This window comes from Streptomyces sp. NPDC001194 (genome assembly GCF_042896985.1).
GTDB lineage: Bacteria > Actinomycetota > Actinomycetes > Streptomycetales > Streptomycetaceae > Streptomyces.
Window position 1 is genome coordinate 91,345 of record NZ_JBIAXU010000001.1, and the last position, 21,514, is coordinate 112,858.

Annotated in this window: 18 protein-coding genes and 2 pseudogenes; 5 read left to right on the forward strand and 15 right to left on the reverse strand. The window is 73.8% G+C overall.

Annotated features, from left to right (window positions below; genetic code table 11):
• Positions 1-25: 25 nt before the first annotated feature.
• From ACFY1T_RS00480 to ACFY1T_RS00490, 3 genes are read right to left on the reverse strand one after another with little or no spacing between them, the layout of a single operon-like run.
• A complete protein-coding gene (locus tag ACFY1T_RS00480) occupies positions 26-307 on the reverse strand; it encodes a hypothetical protein (RefSeq protein WP_390786382.1) in 282 nt (93 codons plus the stop codon).
• 10 nt (positions 308-317) lie between these two features.
• Positions 318-1,034: a TetR/AcrR family transcriptional regulator gene (locus ACFY1T_RS00485; RefSeq protein ID WP_390786383.1), complete on the reverse strand. Its 717-nt coding sequence runs from the start codon at positions 1,032-1,034 to the stop codon at positions 318-320.
• A 29-nt stretch (positions 1,035-1,063) separates the two neighbouring features.
• Complete coding sequence (locus ACFY1T_RS00490; protein ID WP_229336516.1) at positions 1,064-1,993, reverse strand: diiron oxygenase; 930 nt, start codon at positions 1,991-1,993, stop codon at positions 1,064-1,066.
• Between the two features lie 169 nt (positions 1,994-2,162).
• Between ACFY1T_RS00490 and ACFY1T_RS00495 the strand changes: the two genes are divergently transcribed.
• Entirely contained in the window at positions 2,163-3,272 is a 1,110-nt protein-coding gene (locus ACFY1T_RS00495) for a ferritin-like domain-containing protein (RefSeq protein WP_390786384.1), read from the forward strand.
• A gap of 45 nt (positions 3,273-3,317) precedes the next feature.
• Here ACFY1T_RS00495 and ACFY1T_RS00500 read toward each other — a convergent pair whose 3' ends face one another.
• Positions 3,318-4,778, reverse strand: coding sequence for a penicillin-binding transpeptidase domain-containing protein (locus ACFY1T_RS00500; protein ID WP_390786385.1), 1,461 nt, complete (start codon positions 4,776-4,778; stop codon positions 3,318-3,320).
• Positions 4,775-6,157: an FtsW/RodA/SpoVE family cell cycle protein gene (locus ACFY1T_RS00505; RefSeq protein ID WP_390786386.1), complete on the reverse strand. Its 1,383-nt coding sequence runs from the start codon at positions 6,155-6,157 to the stop codon at positions 4,775-4,777. The genes ACFY1T_RS00500 and ACFY1T_RS00505 overlap by 4 nt, the downstream gene beginning before the upstream one ends.
• A gap of 95 nt (positions 6,158-6,252) precedes the next feature.
• Here ACFY1T_RS00505 and ACFY1T_RS00510 point away from each other — a divergent pair, with 95 nt between their 5' ends.
• The 3 genes and pseudogenes from ACFY1T_RS00510 to ACFY1T_RS00520 all read left to right on the forward strand — a co-directional run.
• Positions 6,253-6,642, forward strand: a complete 390-nt coding sequence (locus ACFY1T_RS00510; RefSeq protein WP_390786387.1) for a DUF6325 family protein — start codon at positions 6,253-6,255, stop codon at positions 6,640-6,642.
• Complete coding sequence (locus ACFY1T_RS00515) at positions 6,642-6,932, forward strand: hypothetical protein (protein WP_390786388.1); 291 nt, start codon at positions 6,642-6,644, stop codon at positions 6,930-6,932. The genes ACFY1T_RS00510 and ACFY1T_RS00515 overlap by 1 nt, the downstream gene beginning before the upstream one ends.
• An 828-nt stretch (positions 6,933-7,760) precedes the next feature.
• Positions 7,761-8,363 (forward strand): annotated as a pseudogene (locus ACFY1T_RS00520) (C40 family peptidase); the annotation flags it as partial.
• A 164-nt stretch (positions 8,364-8,527) separates the two neighbouring features.
• Here the strand turns inward: ACFY1T_RS00520 and ACFY1T_RS00525 are convergent.
• The 5 genes from ACFY1T_RS00525 to ACFY1T_RS00545 all read right to left on the reverse strand — a co-directional run bounded on the left by ACFY1T_RS00525 (position 8,528) and on the right by ACFY1T_RS00545 (position 14,678).
• Positions 8,528-9,865 carry a styrene monooxygenase/indole monooxygenase family protein gene (locus ACFY1T_RS00525; RefSeq protein ID WP_390786389.1) on the reverse strand — a complete coding sequence of 446 codons (1,338 nt, stop codon included), beginning with the start codon at positions 9,863-9,865 and terminating at the stop codon, positions 8,528-8,530.
• Positions 9,866-9,948: 83 nt separating this feature from the next.
• Positions 9,949-10,566: an ATP/GTP-binding protein gene (locus ACFY1T_RS00530; protein ID WP_390786929.1), complete on the reverse strand. Its 618-nt coding sequence runs from the start codon at positions 10,564-10,566 to the stop codon at positions 9,949-9,951.
• Between the two features lie 13 nt (positions 10,567-10,579).
• The gene (locus ACFY1T_RS00535; protein WP_030859222.1) at positions 10,580-10,984 is read right to left on the reverse strand and encodes a DUF742 domain-containing protein; all 405 of its coding nucleotides are present in this window, start codon (positions 10,982-10,984) and stop codon (positions 10,580-10,582) included.
• Positions 10,981-11,481, reverse strand: coding sequence for a roadblock/LC7 domain-containing protein (locus tag ACFY1T_RS00540; RefSeq protein ID WP_390786390.1), 501 nt, complete (start codon positions 11,479-11,481; stop codon positions 10,981-10,983). Before ACFY1T_RS00540 ends, ACFY1T_RS00535 begins: the two co-directional genes overlap by 4 nt.
• The gene (locus tag ACFY1T_RS00545; RefSeq protein ID WP_390786391.1) at positions 11,478-14,678 is read right to left on the reverse strand and encodes a nitrate- and nitrite sensing domain-containing protein; all 3,201 of its coding nucleotides are present in this window, start codon (positions 14,676-14,678) and stop codon (positions 11,478-11,480) included. Before ACFY1T_RS00545 ends, ACFY1T_RS00540 begins: the two co-directional genes overlap by 4 nt.
• Positions 14,679-15,149: 471 nt before the next feature.
• Here ACFY1T_RS00545 and ACFY1T_RS00550 point away from each other — a divergent pair, with 471 nt between their 5' ends.
• Positions 15,150-15,923: a protein phosphatase 2C domain-containing protein gene (locus ACFY1T_RS00550; RefSeq protein WP_390786392.1), complete on the forward strand. Its 774-nt coding sequence runs from the start codon at positions 15,150-15,152 to the stop codon at positions 15,921-15,923.
• Positions 15,924-15,960: 37 nt separating this feature from the next.
• On the opposite strand, the gene ACFY1T_RS00555 is transcribed toward ACFY1T_RS00550, so the two are convergent.
• From ACFY1T_RS00555 to ACFY1T_RS00575, 5 genes and pseudogenes are all read right to left on the reverse strand, one after another.
• Positions 15,961-16,413, reverse strand: coding sequence for a MarR family transcriptional regulator (locus ACFY1T_RS00555; protein WP_030859229.1), 453 nt, complete (start codon positions 16,411-16,413; stop codon positions 15,961-15,963).
• A 134-nt stretch (positions 16,414-16,547) separates the two neighbouring features.
• On the reverse strand, positions 16,548-18,947 hold the full coding sequence (gene lon / locus ACFY1T_RS00560) for an endopeptidase La (RefSeq protein ID WP_390786393.1): 2,400 nt from the start codon (positions 18,945-18,947) through the stop codon (positions 16,548-16,550).
• Positions 18,948-19,067: 120 nt separating this feature from the next.
• Positions 19,068-19,823: a DUF4097 family beta strand repeat-containing protein gene (locus ACFY1T_RS00565; protein WP_390786394.1), complete on the reverse strand. Its 756-nt coding sequence runs from the start codon at positions 19,821-19,823 to the stop codon at positions 19,068-19,070.
• Positions 19,824-19,962: 139 nt separating this feature from the next.
• On the reverse strand, positions 19,963-20,517 hold the full coding sequence (locus ACFY1T_RS00570; RefSeq protein ID WP_390786930.1) for a DinB family protein: 555 nt from the start codon (positions 20,515-20,517) through the stop codon (positions 19,963-19,965).
• A pseudogene (locus ACFY1T_RS00575) lies at positions 20,500-21,363 on the reverse strand (sulfurtransferase); the annotation flags it as partial. The pseudogene ACFY1T_RS00575 and the gene ACFY1T_RS00570, both read right to left, overlap by 18 nt.
• Positions 21,364-21,514: the final 151 nt, after the last annotated feature.

Below are 21,514 nucleotides of genomic sequence, written 5' to 3' on the forward strand. Positions count from 1 at the left end.
GCGCTGAAGGCGCTGAAGGCGCTGGTCAGGCGGTCGGCGGGGCCGGCTTCGGCTTCGTCCAGGGCCAGCGGAGCCCGGGCCCCCGGCCGGACGGGGAGTACGCGTACTTCCAGCCCTTCTGGAGGTGCAGCCGCTTCGAATGGCCCGCCGGGACCCGCTCGTACACCATGACCGTGGCGGGGCCGCCGTCGGCCGACGGGACGGGGATCTCGTACCACTTCGGCGGGTGGCCGGTCGGGCCGAGGAGGATCGGCAGGACACGGCCGTCCATCGGGCCGCCCTCGAAGGGCGTGGGTTCGCTTTTCACCCCACCAGTGTCACAGCAGGTGGGCGGCCTCGGAGACCACCGGGATCACGCGGCGGGCCAGGACCCCGACCGGGCCGTCCGCCGATTCCATGGCCAGTGCGGCCCGCGCCGCGGCCGCGGTCTCCGGGTCGGTGGCGGCCGTCGCCGTCAGGAGGGCTATGAACTGGTCGACCAGCCAGTCGCGCAGGACCGAGACCTCCGGCTGCTTGCCCTCGTCGATCCAGATCAGGGAGGCGGCCTCGACCGCGGTGATCCAGGTGCGGACCATCATCCGCAGCCGCGGGCCGGGGTCCGGGACGGCCAGGTGGTAGAGGATCTGCCGGGCCGCGGCCCGGCGGATGCCGTCGACCGTGGCCGTCGTGCGGGAGGTCTCGACGACGCTGCCGCCCTGGAGGAGGGCGGAGAAGCCGGTGTCGTGCTCGTCGACGAAGGCCAGGTAGCGGTCCAGGGCCCGGGAGAGCCGCCGGGTGAGCGGACCGGCCTGCGGTTCGTCGAAGCACTGCTGCAGCAGGTCGGCCGCCGAGCGCAGGGCGGCCTCGTACAGCTGCTGTTTGCCGCCCGGGAAGTACCGGTAGACCAGGGGCCGCGAGACGCCCGCCGCCTCGGCGACGTCGTCGAGCGAGACCTCTTCCGGGGCCCGGTGCGCGAACAGCGACAGGGCGGCGTCGAGGAGCTGGGCCCGCCGCTCCTCGACGCTCAGCCTGCGGTACGCGCGTGCGGTCGTCATGCCCGCAGGGTAGCCCCGAAACAGCCGGTTCAGGCGAGGAGTCCCGAGCTCTTCCAGAGCCTGCGGCCGACTCCGCGCAGGACGCCGATGTCGTCGAGGAAGTCCGTGAGCCGCTTGGCGCCCGTCTGCATGACCTCGCGCCGGTGGCCGCTCGCCTGGACCTGGGCGAGGGCCTCGCGCCGGTCGAGGCCGACGTTCTCGTAGACCTTCGGGTTGACGAAGGCCAGCGAGAAGACGCGGGCGGCCTGGCCGCAGCTGACGCGGGTCAGCTCCTGCTCCCAGCGCGGGGCGGTCAGCATCTGGCGGCGCAGCTCCTCGCGGGCGTAGCGGACGTGCCGGGCCTCCTCGATGACGTGGATGCGGGTGACGCCGCGCACGAGGGGCTGGATGCGCTCGTCCGGGAAGGTGAGGCGCTGCATCCAGTCGAGGATCTCCTCGCCGAGGAGGGTGCAGGCGAAGGAACCGGGGGTGGTGGAGACGGTCTTGAGGATGCGGGCGAGGTTGTGGTTGGTGCGGGAGACGGGGTAGGCGGGGGCGCCGGCCTTCTGGATCATGCGGGCGAACATCATGGAGTGGCGGCACTCGTCGGCTATCTCGGTGAGCGCGTACCGGACGTGGTTGCTGGTCAGGGACTTGTCGTAGATGTGCCGGACCATCAGCTGCATCAGGATGATCTCGAACCAGATGCCGAGCGAGCCGAGCGCCGCCGCCTCGTGGCGGGAGAGGTCGATGCGCTGCTCCTCGCCCATCTTCTTCCACAGCGGGGTGTCGTAGAGGGAGAGCAGCTCGGGCGGCCAGTAGTACTTGCCGTCGATGGGCGGGGCGTCCCAGTCGAGTTCCTTGTCGGGGTCGAAGGAGTGCTTGGCCGAGGATTCGAGCAGTCGTGCGGCGATCTCTTCGCGGTCCTTGAGGAGGCCGAGCGCGTCCTGCAGGGCGCCTCGATCGGTCACGGTCGTCATGGCTTCGGATACCTCGCTCATCGGGTTACCGGCGGTCAGTAGTTATGAGACTGCTTGTCAGCAAGACCGTCAATCCCCTGCGCACGACTTGTTGACCCCGCGTCTACCAACGTGTGACGCTGCCAACCATCCAGTCCTGTACGGAAGTACACGAGCCGAGGGGGCGTCAGTGTCGACGCACGAGCTCTACACCAAGGACCCGGGCGCGGACGTCTGGCAGGTTCCGGCCTCCGGCGCGGCCCGCTTCAGCTGGGAGTACGCCGGCGGCCGCGAGCGGCTCCTCGCCCTGTACCAGAAGGGCAAGGACAAGCAGTGGGACGGCGCCAAGCGCATCGACTGGGAGCTGGAGGTGGACCCGTACAACCCGCTCGGCACCCCGGACGAGGCGCTGACCCTCCACGGCACCCGGCACTGGTCCCGGCTCACGGAGAAGGACAAGGGCGAGCTGCGCCGGCACTACACCGCATGGAACTTCAGCCAGTTCCTCCACGGTGAGCAGGGCGCGATGGTGTGCGCGGCGCGGATCGTGGAGTCGGTGCCGGACCTGGACGCGAAGTTCTACTCCGCGACCCAGACGATGGACGAGGCCCGTCACGCGGAGATCTTCGGGCGCTTCCTGCACGAGAAGGTCGGGATGCTCTACCCGATCAACGACAACCTCCAGGCGCTGCTGGGCGACACCCTGCGCGACTCGCGCTGGGACATGCCGTACCTGGGCATGCAGGTGCTCATCGAGGGGCTGGCACTGGCGGCCTTCGGGATGATCCGCGACACGACGGACAAGCCGCTGCCGAAGCAGATCCTGGCGTACGTGATGCAGGACGAGGCCCGGCACGTGGCGTTCGGGCGGATGGCCCTGCGGGACTACTACAAGCAGTTGACGGACGCCGAGCTGCGCGAGCGCGAGGAGTTCGTGATCGAGGGCTGCTACCTGATGCGGGACCGGCTTCGCGGAGTGGAGGTGCTGGAGAACTTCGGCATCTCGCGGAAGGAGGCAGAGGAGTTCACCGAGCAGTCGGAGTTCCTGCACCTGTTCCGCAAGCTGCTGTTCAGCCGGATCGTGCCGTGCGTGAAGGACATCGGCCTGTGGGGCGAGCGGCTGCAGAAGGCGTACCTGGACATGGGCGTCTTCGAGATGGGCAACTCCAACCTGGACCTGCTGATGACCCAGGACGAGGAGATCGCGGAGGCACTGGACCGCGAGCGCTTCGCGGCGGAGGAGGCGGACCGGGTGGCGGAGGTGGAGGCGGCGATCGAAGAGGGGCTGGACACCCCCTAGGGGGCGTCCGCCGAAGGGTGCGGACCGGGCCCGGTCGGGCACGGCTCAACGGGCATCGAGCGCGGCCTCCATCACCGCCCGGGCGATCGGGGCCGCCGCGCCGTTGCCGCTGATGTCCCCGCGGCGCGCCTCCGCGTCCTCGACCACCACGGCCACGGCGACCTCCGGCCGCGGGGCGTCCTCGGCCTTCGCCCAGCCGATGAACCACGCGTACGGGGTCCCCGCGTTGCCGACCCCGTGCTGGGCGGTGCCGGTCTTGCCGCCGACCACCGCGCCGGGGATCGCGGCGCCCGGCCCGGTGCCGCTCTCCACCACCTGCACCATCATCTCCTGCAGGCGCAGCGCCGTCGCCGGGCTCATCGCCCGGCCCAGACTGCGCTGCTGCCCGCGCCGGACCTGGTCCCCGTCGTCCTGGGTGGTCCGGTCGACCAGGTAGGGCGAGGCGAGTTCGCCGCCGTTGGCGACCGCCGCCGCCACCATGGCCATCTGGAGCGGCGTGGCGGTCGTGTTGAACTGCCCGATCGAGGAGAGCGCCAGCTGGTCCGGGCTCATGTCGGTGTCGAAGTTCGACCGCGACACCCAGGCGGGCACCCGCAGCCCGCTCTCGTTGAAGCCGAACCGGCGCGCCGCGTCCACCATCGCGCGCAGCCCGACCCGCACGCCGATCTTCGCCATCACCGTGTTGCAGGACCACTGCACCGCCTCCGCCATCGAGGCGTCCCGGCAGCCGGTGGCCGCGTTCGGCAGCAGGGTGCTGGTGCCGGGCAGCGGGTAGGGGTCGGGGGTCTGCGTGGGCGCGTCCACATCGGTGACCACCCCCGCGTCGAGGGCCGCGGCCGCCGTCACGATCTTGAAGGTGGAGCCGGGCGGGTACGTCTCGCGCAGCGCCCGGTTCAGCATGGGCCGGGCGGGGTCGGCGTTCAGCCGGGCCCAGGCCCCCTTGACGGACCCGCCGGTGCCGGAGAGCGCCGCCGGGTCGTACGAGGGGCTGCTGACCAGGGCGAGGATCCTGCCGGTGGCGGGCTCCAGGGCCACGGCGGCACCGCGCCGGCCCGCCAGCCCGGTGTACGCGGCCCGTTGGGGGCCGGACCGTACGGTGGTCTCGGCGTTGCCGCCGGACGGGCGGCCGCGGGCCAGCTCGTACCAGAGCGGGAAGGCCGAGAGCCCCGGGTCGGTGCCGGAGAGGACCGCGTCCTCGGCGCGCTCGAGGAGGCTGGTCCCGTACGTCTGCGAGGAGAACCCGGTGACCGGCGCGTAGAGGGGGCCGTTCGCGTACGTCCGCTCGTAGCGCAGCAGCTGGCCGCTGTCCCGGGATCCGGTGACGGGCCGCCCGTCGACCAGGATGTCCCCGCGGGGCTCGGCGTAGCGCTGGACGGCGGGGCGTTTGTTGGCCGGGTTCGCCCCGTACGCGGCGGCCTCCCAGACCTGCACCCGGGCCACGTTGACGAGCAGGGCGGCGAGCAGCAGCGCGCAGAACCAGGCGCACCAGCGGATATAGCGGATCATTCGCCGCTCCCTCGGTCCCCGGCCCCGGCCGGGCGGGGGCGGCGGGCGCTGTCGCCGAGCCGGACGAGCAGCGCGACGATGACCCAGTTGGTGACGACGGAGGAACCGCCCTGGGCGAGGAAGGGCATGGCCATGCCCGTGAGCGGGATCAGCCCGGTGACTCCCCCGGCGATGACGAAGACCTGGAGGGCCACGATCGAGGCCAGCCCGGTGGCGAGGAGGCGGCCGAAGGGGTCGCGCAGCGCGAGCCCGGCGCGGAATCCGCGGTGGACGAGGAGCCCGTAGAGCAGCAGGATCGCGGTGATGCCGACGAGGCCGAGCTCCTCGCCGGCGGTGGCGAGGATGAAGTCCGACTTGGCGGCGAAGCCGATGAGGAAGGACTGGCCGTGGCCCAGCCCCGCCCCGAGGAGTCCGCCGGCGGCGAAGGCGAAGAGGGACTGGGCGAGCTGGCCGGGCCCCTCCCCCCGCTCGATGGAGGCGAAAGGATTCAGCCAGTCCTCGACACGGCCGTGCACGTGCGTCTCGAAGGTCCCGACGGCGTACGCGCCGACGGCGGCGAGCAGCAGCCCGATCGCGATCCACCCGATCCGGCCGGTGGCGGTGAACAGCATGATCACGAACAGCCCGAAGAACAGCAGCGAGGTCCCCAGGTCCCTTTCCAGGACCAGCAGGCCGACGCTGAGCAGCCAGATCGCGAGGATCGGACCGAGGACCCGGCCGGGCAGCAGGCGCAGCTTCCAGAACAGGCGCCGCCCGGTGAGCGCGAGGGCGGTGCGATTGGCGGCCAGGTAGGCGGCGAAGAAGACGGCGAGCAGGATCTTGGCGAACTCGCCGGGCTGGAAGGAGAGCCCGGCGAACCGGATCCAGATGTGGGCGCCGTTGACGGCCGGGAAGAACACGGGGACCAGCATCAGCACGAGCGCGGCGGCCACGGAGAGGTACGCGTACCGCTGGAGCACGCGGTGGTCGCGCAGGAGGACGACGACGAGGACGAAGAGGGCCACGCCGAGGGCGGACCAGCGCAGTTGGTCGCCGGCGGTGAGGTGGGCGGGGGTGGTCGCGTCGAGGCGCTGGATGAGGACGAGGCCGAGTCCGTTGAGCAGGACGGCGATGGGGAGCACGAGCGGATCGGCGTACGGGGCCCGGAAGCGGACGGCGAGGTGCGCGAGCAGGGCGGCCCCGGCGAGCCCGGCGGCGTACCGCCCGGCGGGCTCCGGGGTGCGGCCGGTGGTGGCGAGGCCCACGTAGAGGTGTCCGAGGACGCAGATGAGGACGGCGCCGGCGAGGAGCGTCAGCTCGACGCCTCTGCGCGCGGACGCGGAGCCGTCGGGGGGCGGGGGCGGCGCGGGCTCCGCCACCTCTGCCGTCAGAGCGGTCATATCGGAAACGTAGCAAGCGGACGGATGGTATGTCCGCTTATGTCATAGAGTGCCGAGGAGTAGTCAGAATCGGTCACGAGTGGGAGCCGCGAGACATGGGACCAGTGGAATTCATCGTCCTGGCCTTCCCGGAAGAGCAGCTGCGCGTGCCGGCGGTCGAGGCCGTGATGGGGCTGCGCAAGGCGGGGGTCGTACGGCTGATCGACGGTCTCGTGGTCACGAAGACGGCGGGGGGCGAGGTGCTGGCGGCCGAGTTCGACGAGTTCATGGAGCTCCAGGGGCTGCTGCGGCACCGGGAGGCCGCGCAGCTGATCGGGGCCGAGGACGTCCAGGAGTCGGCACGGCTGCTGGAGCGCGGCAGCTGCGCGCTGCTCCTGCTGGTGGAGCACGTGTGGGCCGAGGACGCGGCGATCGCCGTACGGGCGGCGGGCGGGCGCATCGTGGGCTCGGTCCGGATCCCGCCGGAGCGGACGGAGGCGGCCTGATGTTCATCCGCCCGGTCGGCACGAGGGTGGAACCGGCCCGCCGCTCCTCGGGCCACCCCCTCCTCCAAGGCCTCCTGACCCGCGCGGCGGGCGCGCCGGCACCGGCCGCCCCCACGACGGCGGGGCGGGAGACTTCCGCACATGTGACGACGGAGCACGAGCCGACCGGCCAAGGGGCCCCGCGGACAGGCCTGGCGACGGAACTGGCTCAGCTGGCCAACCTGGCCCGGGAAGGCCTCCTCACCCCACAGGAGTTCAAGGAGGCCAAGACCCGCCTCCTCCACTCCTGACACCCCGCCCCGCCACCGGCACCGGCCCCCGCGGAGCCGCCCTGCCCCGTGGGCTCGTCCACGGGCCGGAGCTGGGCCGGACGAGTGGGCATGGAGAACCGGCCGTCCGGGGTGGGGGATTTGTCATACCGGGCGTGGCAGCATCGGCCGCCTGGAGGTGACCACATGTCACGCCGCGTGCTCCGTACCGCCTGCATCGCCGCCCTGTTCGTATCGGCCGGGCCGCTCCCCGTCACCCACGCCGGTTCCCTGACCCCGGCGGACTCGGCCGCCGCCACGACCCTGCACCGGGCCCACGGCTCGGCCCCCGCCGCCACCGCCACCACCCCACGGGCAGCCGCCCCGGCGGACACCACCGACCGGCAGGGCACCGCCACGGCGCGAGGGACCGGCTCACCCGGCTCCGAGCACACGGCGGGACTCGGCACGACGGCACCCGGCACGGCGTCCGCCGCCACCCCCACACCCAACGGCACGACGACCGCCGCCACCCCCACACCCAACGGCACGACGACCGCCGCCACCGAAGGCATCGGCTCCGCGAGCGCCGCCGGCCCCCAGGACACCGCCGCCCAGGAGACCGCGCTCCAGGGCCTCGGCGTCGGGGAACTGCTGAAGGTGTTGCAGGGCCTCTACCGGGAGGCCGAGGCCGCCGCCGAGGGGTACAAGGCCACCGAGATCGCGCTCAAGGCCGGGCAGGACGAGGAGCGCCGGCTCAGTGCCGAGCTCGCGAAGGCCCGTACCGCCCTCGGCGCCGAGAAGGCCGCAGCCGGGCGGGTGGCCCGGGAGCAGTACCAGGGCGCCGTCGGCCTCTCCCCGTACGCCCGGATGCTGCTCACCGGCGACCCCCAGGCCGCCCAGGACCAGCGTCGGCTCGCCGCCCGCGAGGGCGCCCGCCGGGCCGGGGTGCTGGCCCGCCTCACCCGAGGCGAGCACCGGGCCGACCTCCTCGCCACCGCCGCCCGCAAGTCCCTCGACGCACAGCAGACCCTCACCGCACAGCGCAGGCGGAACAAGCTGCAGGTCGACCTCAAGCTCAAACAGGTCGAGCGGGTCCTCGCCTCCCTCACCCCCGAGCAGATCGCCCGGCTCGGCTCCCGAGAGGCCGCGGACACCGCCACCGCGCAGCGGGAGCTGCTGGACTCCGGCCGGCTCGCCGCCACCCCCCGTACGCCCACGGCCGCCGGCGGCGCCGCCCTGACCTACGCCACCGAGCAGATCGGCAAACCGTACGTCTGGGGCGCCGAGGGGCCGGGGTCCTTCGACTGCTCCGGGCTCACCTCACAGGCTTGGGCGCACGCCGGCCGCTCCATCCCCCGCACCAGCCAGGAACAGTGGGCGCAGCTGCCCAAGGTGCCGCTGGACGAGCTGCGGCCCGGCGACCTGGTGGTGTACTTCCCCACCGCCACCCACGTGGCCCTGTACGTCGGCGACGGGAAGGTGATCCAGGCGCCGCGGCCCGGGGCGAAGGTCAAGGTGTCCCCGATCGCCGCCAATCCGCTGCTCGGTGCCGTGCGGCCCGACTCCGACGCGGCCCCGCTGGCCGCGTTCACCCCGCCGCCCCTGCCGCGGACCCCGGAGGGCGGCGACGCCGGCTACTCCGCCGCGGAGGCCCCGGAGCCGGCCGCGGACTCCGCCGCCGACCCGGCCGAGGAACCGGCCGCGGACTCCGCCGCCGACCCGGCCGAGGAACCGGCCGCGGACGCGACCTCGTCCAAGTAGTCCTGCGCGTCTTCGGGGTCGTAGAAGTACGCGTCGAAGTCGGCCGGGTTGTCGAAGCCGTTGGCGAAACGATCCGCCACCGGCTGGAGCTCCCCGGCCGCCCCGATCAGGTTCAGCACGTGCTCCGGCGGGACGCCCAGCATCGCGTTCGTCCACTGGGTCACCGGCTTGCCCGTCGTGAACCAGAACTTGTCGAAGGTGGCCTTCATCCACGCCTCGTCGAACGGCTTGTCCCCGTGCATCAGGATCGACGACAGGTAGGAGGCCGCGCACTTGGACGCCGAGTTGGAGCCCTGGCCGGTGATCGGGTCGTTCGCGACGACCACGTCGGCGACGCCCAGGACCAGCCCGCCGCCCGGCAGCCGTCCGATCGGGTTGCGGACGACCGGCGCGTACCGGCCTGCCAGCGTGCCGCCGGCGTCCGTCAGCTCCACCTTCTTCGCCCGCGCGTACTCCCAGGGCGTGAACTTCTCCATCAGTTCCAGCGTGAGCGCGAGGTGTTCGGCCGGTCCGCCGACCTCGCGGAACACGTCGAGCGGGCCGCCCGGGAGCCCCTCCCAGAACAGGATGTCCGCGCGCCCCGACGTCGTCAGCGTCGGCATCACGAACAGTTCGCCCACGCCCGGGACGAGGCTGCAGCGCACCGCTTCCGTCTCGGGGTGCTCGGGGCGCGGTGCGAGCCCGTGCACGTACGAGACGGCCAGCGCGCGCTGCGGCGCGTCGTACGGGGAGCGCGCCGCGTCCCGGCCGAACATCGACACCAGCTCGCCCTTGCCGGCGGCGACGAGCACCAGGTCGTACGTGCGGGAGAAGTAGTCCAGGTCGGCGACGGACGCGCCGTGGATCACCAGCTGCCCGCCGCGCTGCACGAAGACGTCGAGCCAGCCGGCCATCTTCACGCGCTGGTCGACGGACTGGGCGTACCCCTTGAGACGGCCGAGCCAGTCGACCGGGCGCGAACCGTCCGGGCCGGCGACCGAGACGCCGACGCCCTCGATCCGCGGGGCCTGCCGCTCCCAGAAGTTGAGCGCGAGGTCGCGCTCGTGCCGCAGCGCCGTGTCGAACATGACCTGCGTGGACATGATCCGCCCGGTGCGGATCTCGTCCGCCGTCCGGTTGGACATGAGGGTGACCTCGAACCCCTTCGCCTGGAGGCCGAGGGCGAGCTGGAGACCGGACTGTCCGGCCCCCACGACGAGTATCTTGCGCATGTCACGTTCTCGATTCGGAGGTGCGGACGGCGTTCGGCGTTCCGCGTTCGGCTTTCGGCTTTCGGCTTTCGGCTTCGGCTCTTCTACGGTTCCGGCGTCGCGTCCAGCGCGTGGCCCACCAGCGTCACCAGGGACTCGACGACGGTGTCCCGGCGCCGCGCGTCCATGATCAGCACCGGCACGTGCGGTGGGATGGTCAGCGCCTCCCGCACGTCCTCGGGCTCGTACGCGTCCGAGCCCTCGAAGTGGTTCACGGCGACCGCGTACGGGAGCCCGCAGCTCTCGAAGTAGTCGAGCGCCGGGAAGCAGTCGCGCAGCCGGCGCGTGTCGGCCAGCACGATGCCGCCGATGGCGCCGCGCACCAGGTCGTCCCACATGAACCAGAACCTCTTCTGGCCCGGCGTCCCGTACACGTACAGCACGAGGTCGTCGGCGAGGGTGATGCGCCCGAAGTCCATCGCGACGGTGGTGGTGCTCTTGTCCGGGGTGCCGGACAGGTCGTCCGTCGGGGCGCTCGCCTGGGTCATCACCGCCTCGGTGCGCAGCGGGGTGATCTCGGAGACGGAGGACACGAAGGTGGTCTTGCCGACGCCGAAGCCGCCCGCGACCAGCACCTTGACGGCGACGGGGGCGCGGGAGCGGTCGTACTGCCAGGGCTGGACGGACTCGTCGTCCAGGGCTGCCTTGGCCTGGACGGGGATGCCGACGGGCGGGTCAGAGACTGCGAAGACCACTGAGCACCCTTTCCAGCAGCGCGCGTTCGGGACGCCCGGGGCCGTGCCCCGTCCCGTAGACGCGTATCCGCCCCTGGTCGGCGAGGTCGCTGACCAGGACGCGGACCACCCCGAGCGGGAGCTTGAGCAGCGCGGATATCTCCGCGATGGTGCGCATGCGGCGGCAGACCTCGACGATCGCCGGCATCTCGGGCATGCGGTCGTCGGGCTCGGGCCGCTGCGGCTCCGAGGCCCGGGTGTCGCAGGCGGCGACGAACGTCTCCACGTGCAGGACCTGCGTGAAGCGGGTGCGGCCGCCCGTGAGGGAGTACGGGCGGACGCGTGCGGGCCGGCGGTCGGCTCCGCGTATCGGCAACCGGTCGGTCGCCGGGGCCGTACTCCTCACGGGGTCTTCTCCATCGACTGGCGCAGCTCGCTGCGGACTTCCGGGGTCAGGACGTGGCCGGCCCGGCCGACGAACAGCGCCATGTGGTAGGCCACCACGCTCATGTCGCAGTCGGGGGTGGCGTGCACGCCGAGGAGCGAACCGTCGCTGATGGCCATGACGAACACGGAGCCGTACTCCATCGCCACCATCGTCTGCTTGACCGCCCCGCCCTCCATGAGCTCGGCGGCGCCCGTGGTGAGGCTGCCGAGGCCGGAGACGATGGTGGCCAGGTCGGCGGAGGCGCCGCGCGGGCCCTTGGTGCGCGCGGGGCCCGCGCCGGGGGCGCCGGCCGCGCCGGCGGCCGCTCCCCCGGGGTCGGACGACAGCAGCAGGAGCCCGTCCGAGGACACGACCGCGACGGAGTTGACGCCGGGCACCTCCTCGACCAGGTCGGTCAGCAGCCACTGCAGGTTGCGGGCCTGGGTGCTCAGTCCGTACGTACTGGGCGCGGTCATGTGCGTGCCTCCTGTGCGGTGTCCCCCTGGTCGGTGTCCTGTGCGAGCTCGGCGGCCACGACGCGCCGTCCGTCCCGCGTCCCCTGGTAGAAGCCTCCGAGCCGGCGTCGCAGTTCGTCGGCGTCGACGCGGCGCGGCGGCTCGGGCGCCCGTGCGGTCTCGGGGCGGGGCGGGGTCACCGCGCGCGGGGTGCGCTTGGGCAGCCCCTTGTCGGTGACGGCCGCTTCCGGCCCGGAGTCGGGGTGGCTCCCCTGGCGGGGGACCCAGTCGGACTCGTCGGGCGCGTGCCGGTGGGGCTCCGCCGGGCCGTCGGGGGCGACGGCGGTGGCGGACTCCCCGGGCGGCGTCGGTCCTGCTTCCCGTACGTCGGCCCGCGGACCGGCATCGGGCAGCCGGTCGGGGGACGCCGGGCCGGGGTCGGGCGCCGCGAAGGCGTCCGGCGCCGCGTCGGGGACGACGCGCGCGAGGAGTTCCTCGCCGGGATCGGCCTCGGCCGGGGCCTGCTCGGGGTTGCCGGCCGCGGTGAACACCCGCTCGGCGCCGGGCAGCTCGGGCTCCGCCGGCACCACCCGGGCCAGCAGCTCCTCGCCCGGGGCCGGGGGCGGCACCTCGGCGGGGGGCAACACCTCCGCGGCGTCCCCGAAGCCGTGTCCGGCGGTGAACACCTGGTCGACGGGCGGCAGCTGGCCGTCCGCGTCCGGGGCGTGCGCACCCGTGTCGGGCTCGAGCCCCCCGGCCAGGTCCGGCCCGAATTCCGGGGCCAGGTCGGGGAGGGCGTCCGTGGTCGCGTCGGGGCCGGAGGCCCGGTCCGCGCCCGGGACCACGGCCGCACCGGCACCGGCACCGGCACCGGCACCGGCGGCGTCCGCGGTGAAGTCCGCGTCCCGGCCGTGGCCCGGCGGCGTCGGCGCCGCGGTCAGGGGCTCGTCGGGGGCGTCCGTGGCATCCGTGGCGTCCGGTGCGGCCGGGTCCCACTCCATGCTCCGCAGGAGCTCCGCGTCCGCCTCCGGGCCCGGGTCCCGGAAGGGCTCGGGAGCCGGGGTCTCGGCCGGGGTCGCGGCCGCGTCGGCCGATGCCTCCGGCTCCCGCTCCACCGCCGGATCCTGCGGCATGCGGCGGCCCGGGATCGTGTTCTCGTTCGCCTCCGCGATCACACCCGGCAGCCGCAGCTCCGGCACGCCCGGTGCCGGCGTGGCGAAGGTGTGCACCGGCGAGCTCGGCGGCGTGGTCGGCAGCAGCGTGGCGGGGACGACCACCAGGGCCTCCGTGCCCGCGTGCCGCCCGGGGCGCAGCTCGGCGGTGACCCCGTGCCGGGCCGCGAGACGGCCCGCCACGTACAGGCCGAGCCCCAGGCCGTGTTCGGCCTCCGGCTCCTCGTCGTACGCCTCGGGCGTGGCCAGGCGGGCGTTGAGGGCCTCCAGCCGGTCGCCGGTGACCCCGATGCCCTCGTCCACGACGGAGAGCACCGCGTCACCCGAGTCCAGCAGCCACCCGGAGACCCGTACCTTCGCCTCCGGCGGCGAGAACGTCGTCGCGTTCTCCAGCAGTTCGGCCAGCACGTGCGAGATGTCGTCGGCCGCGTGCCCGGCCACCTGGGTGAACGGCGGGAGGGCCGCCAGGTCGACTCGCTCGTAGCGCTCGATCTCGCTGACCGCGGCCCGCATGACGTCGATCAGCGGGACCGGCGCGGACCCGGCGCCGTGGCCGTGCTCCTGGCCGGCCAGGACCAGCAGGTTCTCGTTGTGGCGGCGCATGACCGTCGCCAGGTGGTCCAGCTTGAACAGGGTCGCCAGCCGGTCCGGGTCCTGTTCCTTGGACTCCAGCTCCTCGATGACCGCGAGCTGGCGCTCCACCAGCCCCAGCGTGCGCAGCGAGAGCGAGACCGACGTCGTCGACATGATGCGGCGGTGCTCTTCGAGGCCGGCCCGCAGCTGCGTCAGCTCCTCCTCCAGCGCCTCGCGGCTCGCGGTCAGTTCCTGCTCCAGCGCATCGCGGGCCGCGGAGAGCGCCTCGTTGCGGCCGATGAGCCGGCGCCCGTCGGCGTCCAGGCCCGCGATCCGGGTGTGCAGGGAGACGGTCTGGTCGCGTACCGCGTTGAGGTGGCGTACGACCTCGGCGAACTCGTCGTTGCGGCCGGTGAAGCGGACCGGCTCCACCGAGCCCTCCGGGGTCGCCAGCCGGGCCGCGCCGCGGCGCAGTACGGACAGCGGCCGGGTCAGCGAGCGCGCGACGGCCGTCGCGAAGCCGACGGCGACCAGGAACAGCAGGCCGAGGGCCGCGACCAGCATCTCCAGCCGGGTCACGTCGTCGTCGCGCAGGGTGGCGAGCGCGGTGGCCCGCTGCCCGGCGAGGGTGGCCTCGACGGAGCGCATCCGGTCGATGCGGGCGGTGAGGGAGGGGGCCACGGCGGAACCGTCGAGCCGGCGGTCGGCCGTGGAGAGCGTGGGCCGTTCGGTGAGCCGCTTGAGGTAGTCGTCGGCCGTCTTGACCTCGGGGCCAGTGACGGTGGCGGCGAGGGTCTGGCGGACGTCGGGCCGCGCGACCCGGTTGAAGTCGTCGAGCGCGGCCTGTTCCCGTACGCGGGCCCGCTGGGCGGCGGTGCTGAGTTCGTCCGCTGCGGCCGTGTTCGAGGGCTGCTCGCCGCGGGGGACGGCCAGCGCGGCGAGCAGCAGTCCACGGGTGGCCGAGGCCTGTTCCACGGCCTGGCCGAGCGGGGCCAGCGGGCGGGTGGTGGCGAGGGCGGCGACGGCGCGCGGCGGGGTCAGCTCGGCGAGCCGGTCGCCCGGGGCGAGCAGTTCCGCGATGACGCCCGCGTACGCCTGCTCGGCGGCGAGGGCGCCGCCCTTGCCGTCGACGGCTTCGGTGCGGACGGCCTGGACGCGGGCCAGGGCGCGGGCGAGCGCCTCGTCGGCCTCGTTGCGGACCTCGTCGAGCTGGCGGTCGGTGAGCGCGGTGCGCTCCTGGACGGGGCCCTTCGCCTGGGCGCCGGGGCGGCCCTTGGCCACGTACTCGACGACGGCGTCGCGCTCGTCGCCGAGGAGGTGCGCGAGGGTGAGGGTGTGCTGGCTCTGCTCGGCGAGCGTGACCAGCTGCTGGGAGTCGTTCAGCTCCCGCGTCGCGGAGACCACGGCTGGGGCGCCGGCCGCGAGGACGGTGAGGCCGGCGACGGCGACGCCGATGACGAGCCTGCTGCGCACGCGGACGGGGCGTCCTGCGGGGGCTGGTCCGTCGGTGGCGGTGCCGTTCTTCCGAGACCGCTTCTTCTGCACCGGTGCTCGCAATCCTGTACGTGTGCTCGTGCTCGTCTACTCGTGTGGCCGAGGTAACGGCCGGTCAACAAGTAAACGCCCCCTGCCTCCTCGTACCGCCTCAGACCTTTGCAGTGTGCTGGGTGGAGAGCCTGACATCACCCACCCGGCCACTCGAACGAGTGAACATCACGGATGAGTTGGCAACCAACTCGGCGGTGCACCTTCAGAGGGCCGCCGTGGACGGGTGGTTGAAAGATCGGTGAGGGCTTTGGCAATATGCGCGCCCACAGCCGCCGCGGAGGCCCCGAACGCCCTGTCGGCCGCGCGGGCGCCGCGTACCCGACGGACGCCCCATTGGTACGGACCTTTTGCTCCATCCCGGCCGGCCAGACCGTGCGGGGCGGGCAGAATGTCCGTATGCGCATCGACCTCGCCTCGGCCCCCGGCGACCCGGAACGCCCCAACGAGGACTGGCTATCGGCGGCGATGCCCGCCGCGGGCGGTGGAGTCCTGGTCGCCCTGGACGGGGTCACCCCGCCGGGCGGCGAGGTGGGGTGTTCGCACGGCGTGCCCTGGTTCGCGGCCCGGCTCGGGGGCCGATTGACCGAACTGTCCGGATCGCGACCGGACATGGCGCTGGACCGGATCCTGGCCGAGTCCATCCGCGGCACCGCCGACGCCCACCGCGAAACCTGTGACCTTTCTCACGTGCGGACCCCGCAGGCGACGGTGGTGATGGTGCGGTGGGACGGGGCGTACGTGGAGCACCTCGTGCTCTCGGATTCCGTGCTGCTCCTCGAGGCGCCGGGCGGCGAGGTGACGGCGGTGCTCGACGACCGGCTGGACCGGATCCCGCGCGAGCTGCTGCGGACATCGGCCTCGGCGGACGCGCTGCGCAACGCGGAGGGCGGCTTCTTCACGGCGGCGGCCGACCCGGAGGTCGCGGCGCGGGCGGTGACGGGCCGGACCCCGCGCGGGCGGGTCCGGGCGCTGGCGGCGCTCACGGACGGGGCGAGCCGGTGGACGGACACCTTCGGGGAGGGCGACTGGGCGCAGTGCCTGGCGGTGCTCCGCAAGGAGGGCGCGCAGTCGCTGATCGCCCGGGTCCGCATCCTGGAATCGGACCCGGACCGCCCCCGCGGGCGCGGCAAACGCCACGACGACGCCTCGGCGGCGTACGCGGAGCTGTAGGGGGCGTCCGCGGGCCTTCGGGCCGCGCCTGCGGGGCCTACTCCGCGCCCTGGTTCAGCTGGCGAAGGAGCCGGGCGAGCTCCGCGACCTCTCCCCGGTCCCAGTCCGCGAGCTTGCGCATGTACTGCTCGCGCCGGGCCCCGCGGACGCGCAGGAACCGCTCCCGGCCCTCGTCCGTGAGGCCGACCAGGGAGGCCCGGCCGTCGGCCGGGTCCGGCTCGCGCGCCACCAGCCCCAGCACTTCCAGGGCCCGCAGCTGCCGGCTCATGGTGGCCTTGCCGACGCCGAAGTACGCGGCGAGCTCGGTGGCCCGCTGCCGTCCCGCCGCCTCCAGCCGCACGAGCAGCCCGTACGCGGCCGGTTCGAGCTCGGGGTGGAGCGCGCGGGCCATCTCTCCGGAGGAAGCCCTGGCGCGCCGGAGGAAGACGGACAGTTCCCGCTCCAGGGCAAGGAACTCCTGGTCTTCGCTTCCGTGCACGTCCGCTCCCATCGCCGATGTCCTGAGGCACCAGTATTTCGCAGCGCGCACGCCACCGGCCCGGGACCCCGCCCGCGGGTCCGCGGGGGGGTCCCGGGCCGTACGGGAGCGGCCGGGCCGACGGCAGCGAACCGGCGGCGGACCGGTCAGGCGGCGACGGTGACCGGAACGGCGTCCGACTGGCTGAGGGCCAGCTCCAGGACCTGGCGCACGTCCGTCACCGGGTGGACCTCCAGGCCCTCCAGCACCTCGGACGGGACGTCGTCCAGGTCGGCCTCGTTCCGCTTCGGGATGATCACCGTGGTCAGGCCGGCCCGGTGCGCGGCCAGCAGCTTCTGCTTGACCCCGCCGATCGGCAGGACGCGCCCGGTCAGCGAGACCTCGCCGGTCATGGCCACGTCGGTGCGCACCTGCCGCCCGGAGAGCAGCGAGGCGAGCGCCGTGGTCATCGTGATGCCCGCGCTCGGGCCGTCCTTCGGCACCGCGCCCGCCGGGAAGTGGATGTGCACGCCCCGGTCCTTCAGGTCGGCGACCGGGAGCTCCAGCTCCGCGCCGTGCGAGCGCAGGAAGCTGAGCGCGATCTGCGCCGACTCCTTCATGACGTCGCCGAGCTGCCCGGTGAGGGTGAGTCCGGCGGCGCCCGTCTCGGGGTCGGCCAGCGAGGCCTCGACGAACAGGACGTCCCCGCCCGCGCCGGTCACGGCGAGCCCGGTGGCCACGCCGGGGACGGCGGTGCGCCGCTCGGCGGGGTCCTGCGCGGACTCCGGGACGTGGTGCGGGCGCCCGATGAGCCCGCGCAGGTCGTCGGCGCCGATGCGCAGCGGCAGCTCCCGCTCCCCCAGCTCGTGCTGGGAGGCCACCTTGCGCAGGAGCCGCGCGACGGACCGCTCCAGGGTGCGCACGCCCGCCTCGCGGGTGTACTCCCCGGCCAGCTTGCGCAGGGCGTCCTCCTCCAGCACCACCTCGTCGGCGCCGAGTCCGGCGCGCTCCAGCTGGCGGGGCAGCAGGTGGTCGCGGGCGATGACGACCTTCTCGTCCTCGGTGTAGCCGTCGAGGCGGACGAGCTCCATGCGGTCGGCGAGCGCCTCGGGGATGGCCTCCAGGACGTTGGCGGTGGCCAGGAAGACCACGTCGCTCAGGTCCAGCTCCACCTCCAGGTAGTGGTCCCGGAAGGTGTGGTTCTGGGCCGGGTCGAGGACCTCCAGCAGGGCCGCGGCCGGGTCTCCGCGGAAGTCGGAGCCCACCTTGTCGATCTCGTCGAGCAGGACCACGGGGTTCATGGACCCGGCTTCCTTGATGGCGCGGACGATCCGGCCGGGCAGGGCGCCGACGTACGTGCGGCGGTGGCCGCGGATCTCGGCCTCGTCGCGGACGCCGCCGAGGGCGACGCGGACGAACTTGCGGCCCATGGCGTGGGCGACGGACTCCCCGAGGGAGGTCTTGCCGACGCCGGGGGGTCCGACGAGGGCCAGGACGGCGCCGCCGCGGCGGCCGCCGATGACGCCCATGCCGCGCTCGCCGCGCCGCTTGCGCACGGCGAGGTACTCGGTGATGCGGTCCTTCACGTCGCTCAGGCCCGCGTGCTCGGCGTCCAGGACCGCCCGGGCGCCGCGGATGTCGTACGCGTCCTCGGTCCGCTCGTTCCAGGGCAGCTCCAGGACGGTGTCGAGCCAGGTGCGGATCCAGGAGCCCTCGGGGGACTGGTCGCTGGACCGCTCCAGCTTGTCGACCTCCTTGAGCGCGGCCTCCCTTACCTTCTCGGGCAGGTCGGCGCCCTCGACGCGGGCCCGGTAGTCGTCGGACTCCTCGCCGTCCTTCTCGCCGTTCAGCTCGCGCAGTTCCTTGCGCACGGCCTCCAGCTGGCGGCGCAGCAGGAACTCGCGCTGCTGCTTCTCGACCCCGTCCTGGACGTCCTTGGCGATGGACTCCGCCACGTCCTGCTCGGCGAGGTGGTCGCGCAGCCAGGTGATGGCGAGCTTGAGGCGGGCGACGGGGTCGGCGGTCTCGAGCAGCTCGACCTTCTGGGCGACGGTCAGGAAGGGCGAGTACCCGGAGTTGTCCGCGAGCGCCGACACCCCCTCGATCTGCTGGACGCGGTCGACGACCTGCCAGGCGCCGCGCTTCTTGAGCCAGCTGGTGGCGAGTGCCTTGTACTCCTTGACGAGTTCGGTGACCGACCCGGGCAGCGGGTCGGGCAGCCTCTCGTCGACGCTCTCGCCCTCGACCCAGAGCGCGGCCCCGGGCCCGGTGGTCCCGGCCCCGATCCTGACGCGGCCCACGCCGCGGATGAGCGCCCCGGGATCCCCGTCGGAGAGCCGCCCCACCTGCTCGACGGTCCCGAGCACACCGGTGCCGGCGTACTTCCCGTCGACGCGCGGCACGAGCAGCACCCGGGGCTTCCCGCTGCGGACCGCCGCCTGGGCGGCCTCGACGGCCCCCCGCACCTCGGCATCGGACAGGTCCAGCGGAACGACCATCCCCGGCAGCACGACCTCGTCGTCAAGCGGCAGCACGGGCAGAGTGAGCGTTACGGACGTCGAAGCCATGATCTTCCCTCCGGCAGTGAAGTTGAGCTATGCCGACTCAATGCATGTGCGCCTCCCAATGTTCCCCCACACCCGTTCGCCCCCGGCGAACACCCTTTCGCGGCCCCGCGCCCGGCGGGCTCAGGGGGCCGGCTGGATGCGGATGTCGCCCGAGGAGGTCTTCACGGTGAGGTGGGAGGGGGCCGTGGGGGTGGAGGGGAGGGTGTCCCGGGTGCCGGAGCCGGTGGCCGTCGTGATTTCGTACGGGGCCTGCGGGACCCTGAGCGTCACGTCGCCCGAGCTGGACTGCGCCGTCACCGATGCCGGCGGGCTCGCGAACGTCAGGCGGGCGTCGCCCGAGGAGGCGTGGAGGTCGGCCGTCGGGGCGGTCAGGGCGGTGGCCGTGATCGACCCCGAGGACGTGCGGACCCTCAGGGGGCCGGTGGTGCGGTCGGCCGTCACGTCGCCCGAGGAGGACGAGAGGTCCGCCCCCGCCACCCCGGTCACCGAGATGCGGCCGCTGCTGCTCGCCAGCGCGACCTTCGCCGAGGCCGGGACCTCCAGGCGGTAGTCGACGAAGCAGGGGTCGGAGCAGCCCGCCGTGAAGGTGAGGACCCCTCCCGACACCCGCTGGCCCGGCTTCGGCGCCGCGTCGCCGCGGTAGTGGACGGTCCGGTGGACCGTGACCCCCGGGCCCGTGCCGGGAACGACCTCGATGGAGCCGCGCCGGGCGTCCTTCACCTCGACCGCCGTGACGGCCTCCGCGACCGTCACGTCGGCCGTCGCCGTCCTCTGCTCATCGGCCTCCCCGAAGGAGCAGCCGTAGAGCAGCAGTCCGGCGGCCATGAGGACGACCACCGTCCGACTGAAGCGCAATGACGTGATGTGAGAAGGCATGCGCACCAGTGTGGTGAACCGGGGCCCCGCCCTCGATGGGGGCCGTACCCGGGGTGCGGTGGGGTTATCCCCACCGCACCCCGGCGCCCCCGGGATCCCGGGGGCGCCGGGCCCCGGGTGCCGGGTGCCGGGTGCCGGGTCAGACGCCGATCGCGCCGTCGATCCGCTCGCGCAGCAGGTCGGCGTGGCCGTTGTGGCGGGCGTACTCCTCGATCATGTGGATCAGCACCCAGCGCAGTGACACCCTCCCGCGCCATGCGTCCTCGCCCTCCACGTCCAGATCGGGCGCCGCCGCCGTGAACGACCGCGCGAACGCGACCTCTTCCCGCCAGGCCCCCCACGCCGCGGCGACGGCTCCCGGGCCGGACACCGCCCCGTCGAAGTCGCCGTCCGGGTCCGCCTCCGAGGAGAACAGGGCCGGCGCCTCCTGCCCGGCCAGGACCCGGCGGAACCAGCGGCGCTCCACGTCCGCGAGGTGGCGGACCAGGCCGAGCAGCGAGAGCGTGGACGGCGCCACCGACCGCAGGGCCAACTCGTCTTCCAGCCCGGCGCACTTCAGCTCCAGCGTCGCGCGCTGCGCCGCGAGGACCTCGGTGAGCAGCAACCGCTCGTCGCCCGTCGCGGGCCCGGCGAAGCGGTCTTCGGAGCGCGCACCGTCGAAGAGCTGCCCGCGCCTGCCCGTCACCGCGGGCAGCTCCGGGCGCATGGCCCAGTCCGTCCACGAGCCGTCGTAGACCGCCAGCCCAAAGTGGCCGGCGAGCGTGGCGCCCAGGGCCAGGACGCAGGCCGTCACTCCCGAACCGCAGCTGAAGTACAGCCGCTCCCGGTCAGCCGCCAGCGCCCCGAAGACCTCGCGGAGTTCCGCGGCGGGCCGCATCAGGCCGCCGCGCTGGAGGTCCCCGAACGGCAGGTTCACCGCACCCGGCATGTGGCCCCCGCGCAGCCCCGGCCGGGGTTCCGGGGCCCGGCCGGTGAAGCGTTCGCGGGTACGGGCGTCAAGTACGAGCGCCCCGGGATCGGCGAGGGCCTCCCCGACCGCGGTGAAGTCCACCAGCAGCCCCGGTCGCGGCCGGGCCGTGAAGGCGCCGCGCGGGCCCTCGTACGCCGGTGCGCACTCCTCGACGGGGAGCCCGGCCGCCGTCCATGCGGGCAGCCCGCCGTCCAGGACGGCCGCCCGGTCGAAGCCCATGGCGCGCAGCATCCACCAGGCCCGTGCGCTGGAGTAGACGCCGGCGCCGTCGTAGACGACGACCGTACTGGTGTCGTCGACTCCGAGCCCGCGCAGCGCCTCCTCGAAGGCGGCGGCCGCGGGCATGGCGTGCGGGGCGGGGGCGTCGTGGTCGGACAGGGCGCCGTCGAGGTCGAAGGGCCGGGCCCCCGGGATCCGCCGGCCGGCGCCCCGGTGGGCTCCGACGGAGGCGTCGAACACGACGAGCCCCGGCTCACCGAGCCGGCGGGCCAGCCAGTCCGCCCCGACCAGCGGCCCGGGCAGCGGCCCGGGCCGGACGGGAGCCTCTGCGGCAGGGCGGGTCGTGGTCATGCGGCACCTCCGGGTCGTCGGCGGACCGAGGACGTGGCGGCCCGTCGCTCACATCCTCCTACGAAGCCCCGACGCTTCGGCAAAGCGCCGTGTACGCAAGGGAGTCGGCGGGGACGGCGGGCCGTACATCGGAGGTCGACCCCCCGCGCGG

What these genes read in the sequence shown, in the direction of transcription:
- ACFY1T_RS00505 (WP_390786386.1), bottom strand. Translation starts at nt 6,157, where the DNA reads ATGACCGCTCTGACGGCAGAGGTGGCGGAGCCCGCGCCGCCCCCGCCC.
- ACFY1T_RS00550 (WP_390786392.1), top strand. Translation starts at nt 15,150, where the DNA reads ATGCGCATCGACCTCGCCTCGGCCCCCGGCGACCCGGAACGCCCCAAC.
- ACFY1T_RS00500 (WP_390786385.1), bottom strand. Translation starts at nt 4,778, where the DNA reads ATGATCCGCTATATCCGCTGGTGCGCCTGGTTCTGCGCGCTGCTGCTC.
- ACFY1T_RS00510 (WP_390786387.1), top strand. Translation starts at nt 6,253, where the DNA reads ATGGGACCAGTGGAATTCATCGTCCTGGCCTTCCCGGAAGAGCAGCTG.
- ACFY1T_RS00485 (WP_390786383.1), bottom strand. Translation starts at nt 1,034, where the DNA reads ATGACGACCGCACGCGCGTACCGCAGGCTGAGCGTCGAGGAGCGGCGG.
- ACFY1T_RS00555 (WP_030859229.1), bottom strand. Translation starts at nt 16,413, where the DNA reads ATGGGAGCGGACGTGCACGGAAGCGAAGACCAGGAGTTCCTTGCCCTG.
- ACFY1T_RS00540 (WP_390786390.1), bottom strand. Translation starts at nt 11,481, where the DNA reads ATGACCGCGCCCAGTACGTACGGACTGAGCACCCAGGCCCGCAACCTG.
- lon (WP_390786393.1), bottom strand. Translation starts at nt 18,947, where the DNA reads ATGGCTTCGACGTCCGTAACGCTCACTCTGCCCGTGCTGCCGCTTGAC.
- ACFY1T_RS00490 (WP_229336516.1), bottom strand. Translation starts at nt 1,993, where the DNA reads ATGACGACCGTGACCGATCGAGGCGCCCTGCAGGACGCGCTCGGCCTC.
- ACFY1T_RS00515 (WP_390786388.1), top strand. Translation starts at nt 6,642, where the DNA reads ATGTTCATCCGCCCGGTCGGCACGAGGGTGGAACCGGCCCGCCGCTCC.
- ACFY1T_RS00525 (WP_390786389.1), bottom strand. Translation starts at nt 9,865, where the DNA reads ATGCGCAAGATACTCGTCGTGGGGGCCGGACAGTCCGGTCTCCAGCTC.
- ACFY1T_RS00565 (WP_390786394.1), bottom strand. Translation starts at nt 19,823, where the DNA reads ATGCCTTCTCACATCACGTCATTGCGCTTCAGTCGGACGGTGGTCGTC.